The following is a 17887-nucleotide window of genomic DNA, read 5'->3' as shown; positions in this document are numbered from 1 at the left end:
TGAGTTTTCATAAAAACGATTTTCCAGACATCACGCTAATGAGTACGGAGATAGCCCGTGAATAACTCTACATCGCATGCTTTAGCGGTTAAGACGCCGCTTTCCAGACTTTACCTCGCTCTATTTTCCGCGCCGCTGTTACTGCTTTCACCTGCCGATTTCGCGCGCGCAGCCGATGCCATTTTTGATGGCGAGGCGCGTATAACCGAAACGCTGGGTTACACCGGAGATGTTTACGTTGGACGTAATCAACCCGGAAACCTGCTGATTGATAATGGCAAAATCACCGCCTATAACATCAACATCGGTCGGCTGTTCGACGGCCAAATTTATGAAAGCGTGGTCACGGTCCGTGGGCCAAACGCTGAGCTTAACGCGGTGAACGATCAGTACGTTCTGCGCGGCGACCTGAATCTTGGCCTCGGCACCCTGCGAGTCGAAGAAGGCGCGCTGGCCAGCGCAAAAGAAATTGTTGTCGGCACCACCCGCGGCTACGACAGTCACCTTATCGCCACTGGCGCCGGCTCTCGCGTGACCAGTAATTTTCTCAGCGTAGGTACCGATCTGGGGGCACGCTCCACGCTGGCGATTGAAGACGGCGCGGCGCTCAGCACCGCCTACGATGCGCGCATCGGCAACGGTACCGGGCCGGGTGAAACCGACACGCTAAGCCCGAAAGCCACCGTCACGGGGAGCGGCTCACAGTGGAACGTTGGCCGTACGTTGACGCTTTATGGCGACCTGGACGTGCTGAACGGCGGTGCGGTTAACGTTGGCGGCGTGCAGGTGGCGGGCGTCTCCGGGGCAGGTAAAACCGCCGAGCTGGTTATTGCGGGCAAAGACTCGCGCTTTACCAGCGGCAGCAGCGTGAGCGTGGGCGATTATGGCAATGGCGTGCTGTCGGTGATTGACGGCGGTTCATTTTCCGCTGGCAGCAATACGCTGATCGTGGGGACCTCGGGTTCCGGCTCGAACCGGGGTGCGCTCATTGTCGGCAGCCGCGGCAATATGGACACCGGAACGGGTTTAACTGAGCCAACGCTTGGCACAGCGGGCGGCGCGGGTACTCTCGATGCGAATACGGCAATCAGCCTGCGCGGCGGGCTGTTCGGCAGCTATGTCTACTTCAACCATACCGATGAAAATTACGTCTTCAGCAACAAGATGAGTGGCGAAGGTGAAGTGATCAATACTTCCGGGCAGACAACGCTGAATGGCGATCTTTCAGCCCTTCAGGCGAACGTGACCGCGCGCGGTGGCAAAGTCATTATCGCCAGCAACATCAACACCCAGCCAGAAGACGATATTTTTGATATTCAGACTCTTAGCGCCGAGAACGGCGGTACGCTGATCCTCAACGCGACGGCGGGATCCGACGTTAGCGACGGGCTGGGCTACAGCAGCGCCGCGTCAATCAAGGCCGGCGGAACGCTGGGAGGGAACGGCACGCTGGGCCAGACCGAGATCCTTTCCGGCGGGCATATCTCGCCAGGGGATGGTGATATCGGCACGCTGACGCTGAAACGTTATCTTAATTTTGTGGGTGACTCTTTCTATGATGTCGATATCGCCGGTGATGGCCGCAGCGACCAGCTGCTGGTCGCAGGCAAAACGACCATCAGCGATCGGGCTCAGGTACAGGTCACTGCGCTGGATCCGCAAACCAGCTACAAAACGGGCCAAAGCTACCGCATTTTAACCTCCGACGGGGGAATTGACGGTCAGTTCGCAGGGGCAGTGTCTAAATCCGCCTTCCTGGACGTGGCGCTCAACCAGAGCACCAACGCCGTCGATCTGACTATCGCGCAGAAAGAGACCGGCGGCGAGAATCCGGGAGGCGAAAACCCGGGAGGTGAAAATCCAGGAGGAGGAAACCCAGGAGGAGGAAACCCTGGCGGTGAGAACCCGGGGGGAGAAAACCCTGGCGGTGAGAATCCGGGCAGCGGCAAGCCGGGGATTTTCCAGACCGTCGCCAAAAGCAGCAACCAGTGGAATACCGCTGGCGCGCTCTCCACCCTGACGCAAAGCGGCCCGTCGCTGGCGCTATATAACTCGCTGCTGGTACTCAGCGCGCCGGAAGCGCGCGAGGCGTTCAACCAGCTGTCCGGTGAAGTTTATCCGTCAATGCAGTCCAACCTGATCGCCGGCAGCACGCAGGTGTTTAATGTTTTAAACCAGCGTATGCAGCGCGCGTTTGATAACGACAGCCTGCCGATACCACCGTTAGCGATGTCGCTGGTCCAGCAGCCGGAGCCACAAAACAATGGCGTCTGGGGCCAGACCTTCAGCTCCTGGAGCCGAAACGACGGCGACGGTAACGTGGGCAAGCTGGACGGCAACACCACCGGCTTCCTGCTGGGGGCAGATCGCAAGCTGGCGGATCATAACGTGCGTGTCGGTGGCTACTTCGGCTACAGCCGCGGTGATTACGACGTCGACAGCCGTCGTTCCTCAACGGATACCGATAACTACCACCTTGGCCTGTATGCGGCGGGTCAACAGGATGCGTTCTCCCTTCGCGGCGCGCTGGGTTACACCTGGCACAAGATCGAAGGCGAGCGCAGCGTTGATTTCAGCGGCTTCTCGGATCGGCTGAAGTCGGATTACGACGCCAACTCGCTGCTGGCGTTCACCGAAGCGGGTTACCGCTTCGGCCAGCCTGATATGAATATCGAGCCGTTCGTCAATTTATCGTACATTCGACTGCATACCGACAGCTTCAGGGAAGACGGCGGTGCCGCCGCGCTGAGCGTAAGTAACGAAACGATGAACACCTTCTACTCCACTCTCGGGGTGCGCGGTGTGACCGAGCTGCCGAAGAACGTGAACCTCTACGGTTCGTTAGGCTGGCAGCACGCCTATGGCGATAAGAATACCTCTTCGCGCATGGCGTTTGCGGGCAGCGACGCGTTCATTACTCAGGGGCAGGCCGTGGATGAGGACGTGATGGTGGGTGATATCGGCGTGAGCGTACAGCTGTCGCGTGCTGCGACGCTGGATGTGGGTTATCAGGGGCAATATGGTGCGGATACCCGCGTCAACTCGGTTAACGCTAATCTGCGCTGGTCGTTCTGAATTATTTCCAGTAAAAGAACCCGCCCTTGTGGCGGGTTTTTGCTTTTAGGCTCTCAGGAATTCAGGGATCGTTCCCAACCGCATCCAGCAGTTTGTTTTTAAAGATAAACAAACACGCCTCGTTGAAGTTCTCCGCCCCCAGGCGTTCCGACAGCGCCGTCCGTTTGCGATAGAGGCTCTTCACCGACGTGTTCAGTTCATCGGCAATCGCTTCCATCGACATCCCTGCCCTCAACAACCGCAGCATGATCGCTTCGTGCGTGCCAAGCCGTAAGTTAAGCAGCCATTTGGTGGTCAGACGCCTGCCCTTCATATTGAGCACCAGGTTAAATAACGATGCCATATCCGGCGCCGTAAGCGACGTGTTCATAAACAACTTCATACTGAGTAGATTCTCCTCGCGATGTCGCATATCCAGCATAACGCAGCAGATCGTTTTTTTTGTTCTGGCCGGATGGCGTATCAGGTAATCATATAAACGGAGCGGAGAACGGCTATCAATCAACACAGAATATTCATCTGCACCGTTATCAAATATGTTTCTGTCAATCGAGTCGAGCAGGATAATATCCGGGAAAAATAGCCTCATCCCCCTGACAAGATAGCGATCCTGGGTCACTAACACTATTGAAGTTGCCACTAACCATCCCTTTTAGATTAAAGCAAGAACGCACCTTCAGAAAGAAGGCCGCCTTCGTTTTATAGCGCTGTAATATTAACGACAATATGTATTCTGGCGTTGAACATCCCTCAATACAGACATTGATGAGTAAGACTTCCTGTAGACTTTCATTCAATGGCTGGCGTTAATTATAAATAAAAAACAATCGCAGAAAAGTCACTTCGCTGAACATTAAGACTTTTTGTCATGAAACTTCCCAAACATGCACCAGAAAGTACTTTAATTGCTACAATAAAACCTCGCCAGGAATATAAACAAACTCAAAAAGACATAAATAAAACACATCAATATCAAATAGTTACAAATACAGATTCAATTCAAAATAATCACAAAAGACATCTCATTCCAGAATTATCCCAAAACTACCCCTCTGCTTTTCACCATATTTATCCGGCAACATATCAGGTGTACATTACCTTCCACCCAGTCCCCAAAGAGGAGGTTCCATAATTACCTTAAAGTAAGTACCCCATAACGTTACTGCATTCAGATTTAATGTTCTCATTAATGGCCTTTAACGCAGCGTTAAAAGGCAGCCGTGTTATGCAATGGATTCATGATAAACAAATGGCAAATAGATATGGAAAGATCGCTTCGCTTCAATACGTTATTCTTTTATCGCGCCCCAGGATTATTGTTTCTGCTATTTCTGTTTCCTGTTCTCGTTCAGGCAACGGAATCCGTTTATGAGCAACAGATTCAACAGGCACGTAACGGTAATTACACGCCGTTTCTCAATTATCTTCAGCGGTATCAGCAACAGCATGCTCTGTCGCCCGAGCAAGTGGCGGACTGGTTACAGGTGGCTGCGTGGGCAGGTCGTAATGACGAGGTGATTCAGCTCTGGCAGCGCTATGGCATTTATATGCCGCTGCCCGCTCGCGGCGTTGCGGCTGTCGCGCAGGCCAGAAGAGATCAAAAAGCGTGGCAGCCTGCCTTATCGCTGTGGAAAGAGGCGCTTAGCCTTGCGCCACATAATGACGATTATCGTATCGGCTATATCAAAACCCTGGCCGATGCCCGCATGGATACGCTCGCTCTGCAGGAAGCCCGCCAGCTGGTGACGGAGGATCCCTCTCCGGCGCATCTTCAGACGCTTTCGTACGTCTGGTTACGCCAGGGAAAAAGCTGGGATCGGCTTTTAGCGGACACGCGCGCGCTGACCCTCGCGCCGGAGAATAACGCGCTCCTTAGCGAGCTGACTGACGCGCTAACGGATAACCGGGTGAGTACTCCTGCGCTGATGCTGTCACAAAGGGTAACGCTGACCCCCGCGCAGCGCCGCCGTCTGGAGCTTAATGCCGCCGCAGAATGGGTTCGCCTTGCCGACGTGCCTGGCAGAACGGAAAAGGAGCGCCTGCAGCTGGCGCAAACGGCACTGAATCGTTACGACGCCCTGCTCTCACGCTGGCAACACGAACCGCAGGCAGCGGAAGACATCATCCTCGCCCGTATCGACAGGCTGGGTGCGCTGTACGCGCATGGCGATTACCCGCAGGTCATCCGTGAATATCAGGCGCTGACGGAGGCGCAGCATCCGGTGCCGGGCTGGGCCATCGGCTGGGCGATCTCCGCGTATCTGCAGGAGAAAAACGCCACTGCCGCCTTCTCGCTGCTGCAACGCTATCCGCAATACGCCGCCGATCCGCAGGACGAGGAGCATGCGCTTTTCTACGCCTGGCTGGACACGGGGCAGTATGAGGCCGCTCGACAGTACGTAGAGCGCCAGACCCACAGCGTTCCGTGGATCCGCTACGATTTTGGCTCGCCCACTCCGCAGCCCAACGATCGGTGGCTTACCGGGCAGTCGCTCAAATTTAACTATTTGCTCTCAACCAACGCCCTGCCGGATGCGGAGAAGCTGGCGCACCGTCTGGCAACAACGGCGCCGGGCAATCAGGGGCTGCAGATTGACTATGCCACCCTGCTTCAGGCGCGGGGCCAGCCGCGCGCGGCCGAGCAAGCGTTGAAAAGGGCGGAGGCGCTGGAGCCATCTAATCTGGAGCTGGAACAGCAGCAGGCTTACGTCGCCATGGATCTGCAGGAGTGGCGCCAGATGGATTTACTGGCCGACGACGTGCTTGCCCGCGCGCCCGTTGCTCGCAGCGCCAGGCGTCTGGACAGGCTCAGAACGGTGCATCACATGTCCGAGCTGCGCCTTAACGCAAGCAAGGGCTTGCACTCCGATAACCCCATCAGCGGGACGCACGACCTGAACGGGGATGCCACGCTCTATGGTCCACCGGTAGCGGATAGCTGGCGGCTGTTTGCGGGTACCCGCTATGCGCAGGGTAATTTCGATGAAGGCAAAGGCACCAGCCGTCACCTCCTGGGCGGCATCGAGTGGCGTCCTCGCGACCTTCAGCTCGAAGCCGAGGTATCCAGCAACCGCTATCACGGTGAAAACAAGCCGGGTGCTCGCCTCTCAACCACGTACTTTCTCAATGATAACTGGCAGTTCAGCGGCAGCCTTGAACGCTTATCCCGCACCGCGCCGCTACGGGCATTACGCAACGGGATTAGCGCCAACCGGGGTGAAGGCGGGATCCGCTGGTATCAAAACGAGCGCCGTGAGTACCAGTTCAGCGCCGCCGTCAGCCGCTTCTCAGACCATAATCGCCGACAGGAATACACCCTTACCGGTAAGGAGCGTCTCTGGCAGACCCCGACCCTGACGCTGGATCTTGAACCGGGGATCGCCGCCAGTAAAAACAGCCTGCGGGACACGCTCTATTACAACCCGGCGCGGGATCTGTCCGTGACGGCCGCCCTGTCCGTGGACCATGAGATGTACCGCCATTACGACACCCTCTGGAGCCAGCAGTTGGTGGCGGGAGGCGGCAGCTACTGGCAGAAAAACCAGTCCGTTGGCGCCATCGCCCTGCTGGGCTACGGGCAACGCGTCCAGTGGAATAACGTCATTGATGCCGGCGTGATGCTGAACTGGGATAAACGCCCTTACGACGGCAAACGCGAGAGCAACCTCTCCCTCACGCTTGACGCGACTTTACGCTTTTAAGGATGAATATGCTGAACACACGTTTTTCCGTGAGCCTGATCCTCATCGGCTGGCTCTGCCTCAGCGCGAGCGTCTGGGCGCAGGCAATCTCGTTCATTGCGCCCAGCGAGCGGCCGCAGCCGGAGGCGAGCAAACCCTGGCCGCAGAACCAGTTTCTGGTGCTGGCCTACCACGACGTCGAAGACGATGCCGCCGATCAGCGCTACCTCTCCGTGCGCACCAGCGCGCTAAACGAGCAGATTAGCTGGCTTCTGCACAACGGCTATCACGCCATCAGCGTGCAGGACATTCTGGACGCGCATGACGGCAAAAAATCGCTGCCGCCGAAAGCCGTTCTGCTCAGCTTTGACGACGGCTACAGCAGCTTCTACACCCGCGTCTGGCCGCTGCTTAAGGCCTGGAACGTGCCTGCGCTCTGGGCACCGGTGGGCAGCTGGGTGGATACGCCAGCAAACCAGAAGGTGAACTTTGGCGGCCTGATGACGCCCCGGGATCGCTTCGCGACCTGGGACATGGTGCGCGAGCTCAGCCAGTCTCCGCTGGTTGAGATCGGATCGCATACCTGGGCCTCGCATTACGGCATCGTCGCCAACCCGCAGGGCAGCCGCGAACCGGCCATCGCCAACCGCTTTTATGATAAAGCGACGGGGCGCTATGAAACTGACCAGCAGTTCAGCCAGCGGATCGGCGATGACGTCCGCAAGGTGACGGAGAAAATCGCGCAGGTGACGGGCAAAGCGCCGCGCGCCTGGGTCTGGCCTTACGGTGCCGCCAGCGGTACGTCGCTCGCCATCGCCAGGCAGCAGGGTTATCAGCTGGCCTTTACCCTTGAGGACGGGCTGGGGAACGTGCAGGAGCTGGGCAACATCCCCCGTTTGCTGATCGCCGGCAACCCCTCGCTCAAAGCGTTTGCCAGTTCGGTCAGCCGGGTTCAGGAGCTCGATCCCGTGCGCGTGATGCACGTCGATCTCGACTACGTTTACGATCCCGATCCGGCTCAGCAGACCCAAAACATCAACAGGCTGATCCAGCGGGTCTACGACATGAAAATCAGCCACGTCTTCCTGCAGGCGTTTGCCGACCCGCAGGGCGACGGCAGGATCAGGGCGCTCTATTTCCCCAACCGCCGGCTTCCGGTCCGGGCCGATCTCTTTAACTTCGTATCCTGGCAGCTGCAAACCCGCGCGGGGGTGAAGGTCTACGCGTGGATGCCGGTGCTCTCGTTCGATCTCGATCCTGCCCTGCCGCGCGTGCAGCGCCGGGACGATCGAACCGGCCAGCTGCGCGAGGCCAATGAGCCCTACCTCAGGCTTTCACCGTGGGACCCGCAGGTTCGCCTGCAGGTGACGGAAATCTATGAAGATCTGGCCCGCCATGCCAGCTTCAACGGGATCCTGTTCCATGACGATGCGGTACTGACGGACGTTGACGCTGCCGGGCAGGACACGACGCGCCAGAAAAGCCGGAGGCTTATCGGTTTTACCCGCGCTCTGAGCCAGGCGGTGAAGCACATCCGCGGCCCGCAGATAAAAACCGCGCGCAATATGTTCGTCCTTCCCATTCTGCAGCCCGAAAGCGAAGCGTGGTTTGCGCAGAATCTCGATGATTTTCTGGCGGCCTATGACTGGACGGTGCCCATGGCAATGCCGCTGATGGAGTCCGTTCCGGCGAACGAGAGCAATGCCTGGCTGACGCGTTTGATCAAGGCCGTCGCCGCGCGGCCCGGCGCGCTGGATAAAACCATTTTCGAGCTGCAGGCCAGAGACTGGGAGCAGAAGCCGCAGCGCGCCGTCTCCGACAGTCAGCTTGCGGCGTGGATGCGCGTCCTCCAGCTGAACGGCATCAAAAACTACGGCTACTACCCTGACGATTTCATCAATAACCAGCCTGATATCTCGCGCATCAGGCCCGTCTTTTCTTCCTACTGGTACCCTGACAATGACTGATCGCATAATCGCCTTTTCAATTTTGTGTCTGGTATTCGGGCTGCCGTTAGGGGTGGCCGCCCTCTTTACCGGCGAGTTGATTCTGGATTTTGTCTTCTTCTGGCCGCTGTTTATGTCCGTGCTCTGGGTCACCGGCGGCCTCTATTTCTGGTTTCAGCTTGAACGCCGCTGGTCGTGGGATAAAGACACGCCCGCCCCGACGCTCGCCGGCGAGCCGCTCATCTCAATTCTGATCCCCTGTTTCAATGAGGAAAGAAACGCCAGAGAGACCATCAGCGCCGCGCTGGCTCAGCGGTACGAGAATATTGAAGTGATCGCCATCAACGACGGCTCGTCTGATAACACCGCGCAAGTGCTGCAGCAGTTGGCGCTGGAGCAGCCGCGCCTGCGGGTGATTAACCTCGCGGAGAACCAGGGAAAAGCCGTGGCGCTCAAAGCCGGGGCGGCAGCGGCCCGGGGCGATCTGCTGGTCTGCATTGACGGCGACGCCCTGCTCGACCGCGACACCGCGGCCTATCTGGTCGCGCCGCTGATTCAGTATCCCCACGTCGGGGCGGTCACCGGGAACCCGCGCATTCGCACGCGCTCCACGCTGATTGGCCGCATTCAGGTTGGCGAGTTTTCGTCCATCATTGGGCTCATCAAGCGGACGCAGCGGATCTATGGCCGGGTCTTTACCGTCTCCGGCGTCATCGCCGCCTTTCGCCGGCAGGCGCTGGCGGACGTCGGGTACTGGAGCCCGGACATTATCACCGAAGACATCGACATCAGCTGGAAGCTCCAGCTGCGCCACTGGGATATCTTTTTCGAGCCGCGGGCGCTGTGCTGGATCCTGATGCCGGAGACGCTGAAGGGCCTGTGGAAGCAGCGTCTGCGCTGGGCACAGGGCGGCGCGGAGGTATTTCTGGTCAACCTGCGCAAGATGGTGCGCTGGGAGCATCACCGCATGTGGCCCCTGTTTCTGGAGTACGCGCTGTCAACGCTGTGGGCCTTCGCGTATGCGATAACGGTGCTGCTGTACATCATCAGCCACGTCGCGCCCATTCCCGCCAGGCTGACCGTTGAAACCCTGTTTCCCCCGGCGTTTACCGGGCTGCTGCTGGGCGTGATGTGCCTGCTGCAGTTCCTGGTCAGCTTGTACATCGAGCGGCGCTATGAGCGCAAGGTGGCCAGCTCGCTTTTCTGGGTGATTTGGTTCCCGATGGTCTACTGGATGATTGGTCTGTTCACCACCCTCGTCGCATTTCCAAAAGTCATGCTTAAACGTCAGCGCGCCCGCGCGCGCTGGATCAGTCCGGACCGGGGAAAAGGAAGCCTTCAATGAACGAAAATACCTTAATTTTGACTGAACATCGGTTGCTGCCACGACTTTTTGATGCCGCGTTAACCGTGGTGGCGTGGGGCGGGTTTCTGTTCTTCCTGTATGCCAGGCTGTGGATGCAGTTAACCGAGGAGAGCGACCACCGGTGGGGCGTGATTATTGCCTCCTTTAATACGGTGTTGATCTATTTGCTGTTCGCCGCGCTCAACGGCTGGCTGCTGATTTTGTGGTATCAGTACAACCGCCGCCGCGCGAACGTAAGACGACGTCAGCCGGGCTTGTTGCATCATGACGAACTTGCCCGCAGCTTTAACGTCTCACCGCAGCTCATCTCGGAGATGAGCCAGCACAACCTGCTGACGGTTTATCATGACCAGATTGGACGCATCATCGAATTGAAAACCAGCGCGCAGCAGGACGAGGAAGCGCAGTAACAAAAAGCCCCCACAGAGAATACCCTGCGGGGGCTTTTTTAGCGCAGATGCACGTTACTTATCCTTCAGTACAATCAGCGGCTCGATATCGCTCTCTTTTTTCACCACCAGCGAGTCATCGCCGCGCAGGCAGGTCCCGCCGTAGTTCCCGCCCACGGTAAAGGTACAGACCTGAATGTACTTGCCGTCGACCTTCGGCAGGCACCACAGCTGCTGGTAGATGTTTTTTCGGTCAACAAACTTGCCGCTGGATTTATCCAGCAGTTCGTCCTGGGCGCTGATGAGATCGATATTGCTGCCGCAGCGTCCGGCAATCGGCTTGACGGCGTATCCGGTCTGCTTCAGCAGGTCATTCACCTCAAAATCGGTGTCGAGCAGGTAGCGGTGGTTCGGGAACAGCTGCCACAGGACCGGAAGAATCGCCTTGTTGCCGGGAATAACGGTCCACAGCGGTTCAAAGACCAGCACTTCCGGGCGCAGCAGAACATCAATCAGGCGCACTTCGCCCTCAGGATGCCCGGTGCGGATCGGCACGGCGGCGTATTCGGTTTCGCTGACCTCGCGGATCTGCTCTATCGCCGTCTCCCACGCCCAGGTTTTCCACACGCAGTTGACGTGACGACCTTCGTCGTCAATCAGCTGCCCGGCGGCATCCCAGCTCAGGGCGCCAAGCCCGTGCAGAATTTTGGTTTCAAATCCGGCCTGCATCAGCGAACGCTGAATAAAGAGCGCGTGATAGTCCTCTTCGACATCGTTGTCCTGCATGATGTGGACGAACGGCCGGGCGTGGCTGTGCTTCCATGCGCCGGTCAGCTCTTCCAGCAGGCCTTCCGCCGGGTTGTGCCCGCTGCCGCGATAGCCGTTTTTGACCCACTCTTCGAGGATCAACCCGCCTTCTGTGTGACAAGACGCGGAGTCGGCATTGTACTCGTAGACCTTAATCCCGCGCTCATCCATGCAGAAATCCATACGACCGGTGATCATATGGTGGCGACGCCACTGCCAGGAGAGGCGCAGGCGCGGCCAGAGGATTTTCGGGATGTCGAACAGCGCCAGCAGATTGTCGTCTTTCAGCACCTTGTCCGTCGCGTGCAGGTACATCAGGTGCAGCTCGTTGGTGGCCTTGTTCAGCTCCTGCTCGGCGCTTTCGGTAATGGTGAAGTACTGGCAGGGATCCTTGTTGATCACGTGGCCGTTGGCGCGGACATACGCCTGCTGCAGCGCGTCATTTTCGTTGAGCCACTTCCCGTCAAACTGACGTGTGTTTTTCAGCCGCGCGCCGCTGATTTTCAGCAGTTCACCGTCGATTTCCGGCTGGGGAATGCTGTGTTCCGTATCGTCGGTCTGGATCATCCAGCCGAGGATCTCCGTGTCGCTGAAGGTGTCGTGGATCGTATAACGCCCGTTCTCCACGCTCAGGCGCAGCTCGCGCGTCCACTGCTGCCCGAGCGGCAGCGGCGAGTGAATAACGTTCTGCTCCGCAATACGCACCTTATCGTCCAGAAGCTGGGTGATCACCGCCACGTGGCCGGTCTCATGAAACTCGCCGCCTTTTTGCCAGATCAGTAGCGCCCCGGCGCGCGGCGCGCGCTTTGAGCCGTTGGCAAAAGCCTGAAGGGGCAGAATGTTATCGTTCACCACCTGGCGCAAAAAGCGCAGGGAGAAGATTTCCCACGCCATGCCGACGTCGGTAAACACGAAGCCATAGTTGAGGAACAGGAAACGGCGGGCAAACTCAACGCACTGCCACTTGTGGCCCATGTATTCATTGCCGATATAGCTGCGAAAGTCCGCGTCTTCCGGGTAGTTACGCGGGTCCAGACTGCCGTAATTTGATGAGTAAATCGCCACGCCACCGGGCGCATAGCCTAACAACGTCCCGAATGGCGCATCACTGCTTAACTTTCCTTTACGCATGTATCCAACCTAAAACAGGCAGGCGGCAATTTTTTATGGGTTGTCGTCGTCTGCACGTTGTAATTAACCTGACAGAGGAGCTTTTATCATACACCTGCGCGACGCGTGAATAACATTTAAAACAGCCAGCATGCCGCGAAATGCCCTGGCGCAATCTCCTGCATCGCAGGCTCCTGCGTCTGACAAACCGGCATGGCGTGCGGGCAGCGGCTGCAGAACTTACAGCCCGGCAGCGCGGACGTGGGGCCTGGAATGTCGCCGCGCAGGGTGGCGTCGTCGAGGTTGCGAATACGCGGATCGGGCTGGGGAACCGCCGCCAGCAGCGCGCGGGTGTAAGGGTGTGCCGGGCGCTGATACAGTTCATTCGCCGGGGCCACCTCTACCAGTTTGCCGAGATACATCACCCCAATGCGGCTGGAGATATGGCGCACCATGGAGAGATCGTGGGCGATAAACAGATAGGTTAGCCCCAACTCCTGCTGCAGGTCCTGCAAAATATTCACCACCTGCGCCTGCACCGATACGTCCAGCGCCGAGAGCGGCTCATCGCACAGCACAAATTCAGGATGCACGGACAACGCGCGGGCAATACTGATGCGCTGACGCTGCCCGCCGCTGAACTCATGCGGGAACCGTTCAAGGTGTTCGTGCTTCAGCCCCACTTTGTAGAGCAGCGTTTCCGTACGTTCTCGCTGTTCTTCGCGGCTGTAGCCGTGGATCTGCATCGGTTCGGCCACCAGCTGTCGCACCGTCATACCGGGGTTGAGCGAGGAGTAAGGATCCTGAAAAATTGCCTGCATCCGCTTACGCAGCGGCTTGAGCTCTCTTTCGCGGACGTGGGCGATTGCCTGTCCGGCAAAGTGGATCTCGCCAGAGGTAATATCGAAAAGGCGCAGTATGGCGCGCCCGAGGGTGGATTTTCCGCAGCCGGACTCCCCCACCAGGCCAAACGTCTCGCCGGGCTGGATATCAAAGCTCACGCCATCAACCGCCTTCACGGCCACGCCTTTACGCAGCAAACCGCCGTTGAGCGGATAGTGCTTCCGCAGATCGCGCACGCTCACTAATGGCGCCTGTTGTTCACTCATGCCTGAATCTCCTCGGCCCATAGCCAGCAGGCGGCGCGATGGCCCTCTCCGGCGGTGTAAAATGCGGGTTGCCGTTCACACTGGGGCATGCGCTTCGGGCAGCGTTCCGCAAATGGACAGCCCGGCGGCGGGTTAAGCAGGCCAGGCGGCGAACCTTCAATGGGCGATAAACGTTGGTTGACCTCATCCGGGCGCGGCAGAGAGGCCAGCAGACCTTGGGTGTAAGGATGCGCAGGGCGATAAAAAATGTCCTCCACGCTCCCCTCCTCCATCACCAGCCCGCCGTACATCACCACCACGCGGCTGCAGACCTGCGCCACCACGCCGAGATCGTGGGTGATCAGCAAAATCGCGGTCCGGGTCTGCTGTTGCAGACTTTTCAGCAGGCGCAGGATCTGCGCCTGAATGGTCACGTCCAGCGCGGTGGTCGGCTCATCGGCAATAAGAAGCTTCGGATTGCAGGAGAGCGCAATAGCGATCATCACCCGCTGGCGCATCCCGCCGCTGAACTCGTGGGGATACTGGTCGTATCGGCGTTCCGCTTCAGCAATGCCCACCTGATCCAGCATGGCTATTGCTGCCGCTTTGGCCGCTTTTTTCGACAGTTTTTTATTTCGCACCAGGATCTCAGACATCTGCTTGCCGATAGTGAGCACCGGGTTCAGGGCGGTCATCGGATCCTGAAAAATCATCGCGATCTCGTTGCCGCGAATGGCGCGCATCTGCGCGGGCGTTTTCTGCGCCAGGTCCTCATTCTGGAAGCGAATGCTGCCGCCGGTTATCCGTCCGTTGCTCCCCAGAAGCTGGATAATCGACTTACAGGTGACGCTTTTCCCGCAGCCCGACTCGCCGACGATACCGACGAGTTCCCCCGGCTGAACCTGAAAGCTCACGCCGCGCACCGCGTGAACCTCGCCCTCGCGGGTGCGGAACGTGGTTTGCAGGTTCTCAAGCGCTAATAAGTTACTCATCGCGATTTGCTCCCGGCTCAAAGGCGGTACGGAACACATCGCCCAGCACGTTAAAGCTGAACACCGTCAGCAGGATCAGAATGCCGGGGAACATCGCCAGCCACGACGCTTCGCCAATATAAGACTGGGCGTTGTTAAGCATGCTTCCCCATGATGCCGCCGGTGCCTGCACGCCCAGCCCTAAGAAGCTGAGCGTTGACTCCATCAGAATGGCCGAGGCGATATTCAGCGTGGCCGCCACGATAATGGTCGGCAGCACGCCGGGAATGATGTGGCGCACGATAATACGCAGCGGATGCGCTCCCGACGCGCGGGCATAAAGCACGTACTCGCGCTCTTTCACCGATAGGGTTTCAGCACGCACCAGACGCGACATGTTCATCCACGTCAGCAGGCTGATAATCAGAATGATGTTATCCACGCCCGGCTTGAGGTAAGCATTCACCACCAGCAGCAGGAAGAAGGCCGGAATGGCCATCAGGATATCCACGGCGCGCATCATCAGGTTATCCAGCCAGCCGCCAAAATAGCCGCTCACCGTTCCTACCACCGTGCCGATAAGCGTGGAAAAGAGCATGGCAAGAAAACCGACCATCAGGGAGATCTGGCCGCCGTACAGCGCGCGGGTAAAGTAGTCGCGCCCGTATTCGTCGGTGCCGAACCAGTGCGCGGCATCCGGCGGCAACGTGCGCGCGCCGAGCGCCATCCGATCTGGATCGTACGGACTTAACCCCGCACAGAGCGCGGCGACAACGAAAATAAAAAGCACAAACAGGGAGAACTGCGCCGGACGGTTGCGGCGCAGCTGGTGACGAACCTGCTGCCAGCGTCTGCTCATCCGGTTACCTCAGCGTACGAATGCGGGGATCGGCGAAGCGATAAAGCACGTCGGCGATCAGGTTACCGACGATCAGCATTATCGACGAGAGCATGATGATCGCCATAATCAGCGGGTAGTCCAGCGAGGCGATCGACTGGATCCCGAGCAGCCCCATCCCCGGCCAGGAGAAGACGCTTTCCGTCACATAGGCCCCCACAATCAGCTCACCGAACGACAATCCGAACAGGGTGATCACCGGCAGCAGCACGTTTTTCAGCACGTGGCGGAACAGAATGCTGGAACGCGTGGCGCCGTAGGCCAGCTGGGTCTGCACGTAGTCGGCCGAGAGCTGCGAGATGGTGTTGGAGCGGATGTAGCGTACGTAGCTGGAAAGATTATAAAACGTGAGAGCAATACACGGCAGCACGCCGTGGCGCAGCAGATCCAGCGCATTATCTTCCATGCCGATGGTGCGCATCCCCATGCTGGGGAACCAGTTAAGCTGCACGGCAAAAACGGTGATGAGCAAAATGCCGAACCAGAAAATCGGTACCGAGATGCCGATATAGGCAAACAGGTTCAACAGGTGATCCAGCCAGCGGTGCTTAAATGCCCCCGCCAGCAGCCCCAGCGGGATCGCCAGCACGATAGCCATCAGCAGCGACGCCCCCATCAGCCCCAGCGTGGCCGGAATGCGTTCGCCGATCATCTCCAGCACCGGGCGGTGGTAAATCAACGAATAGCCGAGATCGCCCTGCAGGACGCTTTTCAGCCACAGGACGTACTGCGTGACCAGCGGCTTATCCAGCCCCAGGCTCTGGCGAATGCGCTCAATATCTTCCGGCGCCATACGCGGCGTGATGTACGCGGCCACGGGGTCGCCGGGCGCGAGCTTGACCAGCAAAAACGCCACCAGCGAAATAAAGAAAAGCATCGGCAGCAGCTGCAGCAGCCGACGCGTGAGGAGTGTGTTCACGACGTGCCCTTAAAAGGCCCCGATCTTACGACCGGGGCAACAGCCTATTTTTGATAAATTTTTGACAGATCCTGGAACAGATAAACCGGCTTCGGCTCCGCTTCCTTCGTGCCGCCGAAGCGTTTATCCACGGCGACGGTCGCATTGGTGTAGGCGATCGGGTAGTAGGTCATCTCGTTCGCCACGGTCTGCTGAATTTGCTTGTAGATATCGGCACGTTTCGCGGCGTCGGTTTCCACCGCACCTTTATCCCACAGGGCATCAAACTGCGGATTTTTGTAGTGCGCGTAGTTATAGGCTTCGTTGCTCATGAACAGCGATTTGTAACCGTCCGGCTCTGCTCCCATAATGTAGCCGCCCAGGTTCAGTTCCCACGCGGTGTTGTTCATATCAAGACTGCGCTGAGACATGGCGTTGGAGTCCAGCGGCATCAGCTCCACGTTCACCCCAATGCCCTTCAGCGCCTGCTGAATGTAGAGCGCCATGCTCTCCTGGGTTTTGTTGGTGTTCACATACGCCAGGCGCAGCTTGAGGTTGTCCGGCGCGCCGGACGTCTTGAGCAGGTCTTTGGCTTTTTGCAGATCGAATTTGTACTGTTCAACGTCATCCGTCTTGTAAAGCGTATCTGGCGTCAGGAACGAGGTTGCCGGTTTAGCGTAGTCCAGCGAGGTAAACGCGGTCTGGGTTAGCTCGTCTTTGTTGATGGCGTACGCGATGGCCTGACGCAGCGCTTTGCTCTTCATCACCGCCACGTTCTGGTTGAACGTCATATAGGCCAGACGGCCTTCCGGATAGACCACGAAGTCAAATTTCCCGGTATTTTTCAGGCGGTTCACATCCTGCGGGTCAACCATCTTGAGGTTGATTTCACCGTTTTGCAGCGCCAGGTTGGCGGCGTTGCTGTCTTTGGCGAAACGGTAGGTGACGGAATCGAGCTTCGGTTTGCCGTTCCAGTAATCGTCGAAGCGCGTAAGGGCGTAATACTGACCGGCGCGATACTCTTTAAATTTGAACGGCCCGGAACCGACCGGCGCATCGTTTTTGGTGCTCTTTTCCAGGTCGCCTTCACCGGCGAACACGTGCTGCGGGATCGGGTAGATCTGCACCAGGGTGCCGGTAAAGGCCGCGCTGACCTGCGGTAAGGTGAACTTAACGGTGCGCTCATCAACCTTGCTCACTTCAACAGGCTTGCCGCCGTAGGTAAACATGCTGCGGAAGAAGCTGTGCTGTTTGGCATCCAGCAGCTTATTGAAGGTGAAGACCACGTCGTCCGCCGTCAGCGGCTGGCCGTCCTGCCATTTCAGGTTCGGTTTTAACGTCAGAGTGTAGCTCAGGTTGTCGGCAGAGGGCGTCAGGCTTTCCGCCAGGCCCCACTCAATGTTGCCGTTATTAAAGCTGTACAGCGGGGCATAAAGCGCCTGCATGATGGTTAACGTTGTGCGGTCGCTGGCGTAGAGCGGATTAACGGCTAACGGGTCGCCGGAGGTAATCCCGATAATGAGCGAACCGCCCTCTTTTGGCGCGTCGCTTTTTGCCGCCGCGGCCGAATTTGTCTCTTTATTTTTCGCATCATCACAGCCCGCCAGGCCTAACGCGAGCGAAACGACCACTGCCGATAACAGAAGCTTGCGCATCTCA

Annotated in this window: 13 protein-coding genes; 6 read left to right on the top strand and 7 right to left on the bottom strand. The window is 58.1% G+C overall.

Annotated features, from left to right (window positions below):
• The first annotated feature begins 57 nt into the window (after nt 1-57).
• Complete coding sequence (locus tag IM303_RS17170) at nt 58-3075, top strand: autotransporter domain-containing protein (protein WP_163332782.1); 3018 nt, start codon at nt 58-60, stop codon at nt 3073-3075.
• Between the two features lie 61 nt (nt 3076-3136).
• Here the strand turns inward: IM303_RS17170 and IM303_RS17165 are convergent, their stop codons facing one another.
• A complete protein-coding gene (locus tag IM303_RS17165) occupies nt 3137-3664 on the bottom strand; it encodes a helix-turn-helix domain-containing protein (protein WP_045260784.1) in 528 nt (175 codons plus the stop codon).
• Between the two features lie 279 nt (nt 3665-3943).
• Between IM303_RS17165 and IM303_RS17160 the strand changes: the two genes are divergently transcribed.
• From IM303_RS17160 to pgaD, 5 genes are all read left to right on the top strand, one after another.
• Complete coding sequence (locus IM303_RS17160) at nt 3944-4207, top strand: hypothetical protein (protein WP_127334660.1); 264 nt, start codon at nt 3944-3946, stop codon at nt 4205-4207.
• A 130-nt stretch (nt 4208-4337) separates the two neighbouring features.
• The gene (gene pgaA / locus IM303_RS17155) at nt 4338-6776 is read left to right on the top strand and encodes a poly-beta-1,6 N-acetyl-D-glucosamine export porin PgaA (protein ID WP_193360120.1); all 2439 of its coding nucleotides are present in this window, start codon (nt 4338-4340) and stop codon (nt 6774-6776) included.
• An 8-nt stretch (nt 6777-6784) separates the two neighbouring features.
• Nucleotides 6785-8722, top strand: a complete 1938-nt coding sequence (pgaB, locus tag IM303_RS17150; protein WP_193360119.1) for a poly-beta-1,6-N-acetyl-D-glucosamine N-deacetylase PgaB — start codon at nt 6785-6787, stop codon at nt 8720-8722.
• Nucleotides 8715-10046: a poly-beta-1,6-N-acetyl-D-glucosamine synthase gene (pgaC, locus tag IM303_RS17145; protein WP_193360118.1), complete on the top strand. Its 1332-nt coding sequence runs from the start codon at nt 8715-8717 to the stop codon at nt 10044-10046. Before pgaB ends, pgaC begins: the two co-directional genes overlap by 8 nt.
• The gene (gene pgaD / locus IM303_RS17140; protein ID WP_193360117.1) at nt 10043-10477 is read left to right on the top strand and encodes a poly-beta-1,6-N-acetyl-D-glucosamine biosynthesis protein PgaD; all 435 of its coding nucleotides are present in this window, start codon (nt 10043-10045) and stop codon (nt 10475-10477) included. Before pgaC ends, pgaD begins: the two co-directional genes overlap by 4 nt.
• Before the next feature lie 54 nt (nt 10478-10531).
• On the opposite strand, the gene gss is transcribed toward pgaD, so the two are convergent.
• From gss to IM303_RS17110, 6 genes are all read right to left on the bottom strand, one after another.
• Complete coding sequence (gss, locus tag IM303_RS17135) at nt 10532-12394, bottom strand: bifunctional glutathionylspermidine amidase/synthase (RefSeq protein WP_193360116.1); 1863 nt, start codon at nt 12392-12394, stop codon at nt 10532-10534.
• A 116-nt stretch (nt 12395-12510) separates the two neighbouring features.
• Nucleotides 12511-13482, bottom strand: a complete 972-nt coding sequence (locus IM303_RS17130; RefSeq protein ID WP_049000655.1) for an ABC transporter ATP-binding protein — start codon at nt 13480-13482, stop codon at nt 12511-12513.
• Nucleotides 13479-14453, bottom strand: coding sequence for an ABC transporter ATP-binding protein (locus IM303_RS17125; RefSeq protein ID WP_047367402.1), 975 nt, complete (start codon nt 14451-14453; stop codon nt 13479-13481). The genes IM303_RS17130 and IM303_RS17125 overlap by 4 nt, the downstream gene beginning before the upstream one ends.
• Nucleotides 14446-15291, bottom strand: coding sequence for an ABC transporter permease (locus tag IM303_RS17120; protein WP_028014404.1), 846 nt, complete (start codon nt 15289-15291; stop codon nt 14446-14448). The genes IM303_RS17125 and IM303_RS17120 overlap by 8 nt, the downstream gene beginning before the upstream one ends.
• Before the next feature lie 4 nt (nt 15292-15295).
• A complete protein-coding gene (locus IM303_RS17115) occupies nt 15296-16249 on the bottom strand; it encodes an ABC transporter permease (protein ID WP_028014405.1) in 954 nt (317 codons plus the stop codon).
• 44 nt (nt 16250-16293) lie between these two features.
• Nucleotides 16294-17883, bottom strand: a complete 1590-nt coding sequence (locus IM303_RS17110; RefSeq protein ID WP_045260792.1) for an ABC transporter substrate-binding protein — start codon at nt 17881-17883, stop codon at nt 16294-16296.
• Nucleotides 17884-17887: the final 4 nt, after the last annotated feature.

It is taken from the genome of Enterobacter cloacae complex sp. P38RS (assembly GCF_014930775.1).
Lineage (GTDB): Bacteria > Pseudomonadota > Gammaproteobacteria > Enterobacterales > Enterobacteriaceae > Enterobacter > Enterobacter bugandensis.
The sequence above is the reverse complement of the archived record's forward strand: the minus strand, read 5'-3'. Positions and strand labels throughout refer to the sequence as shown.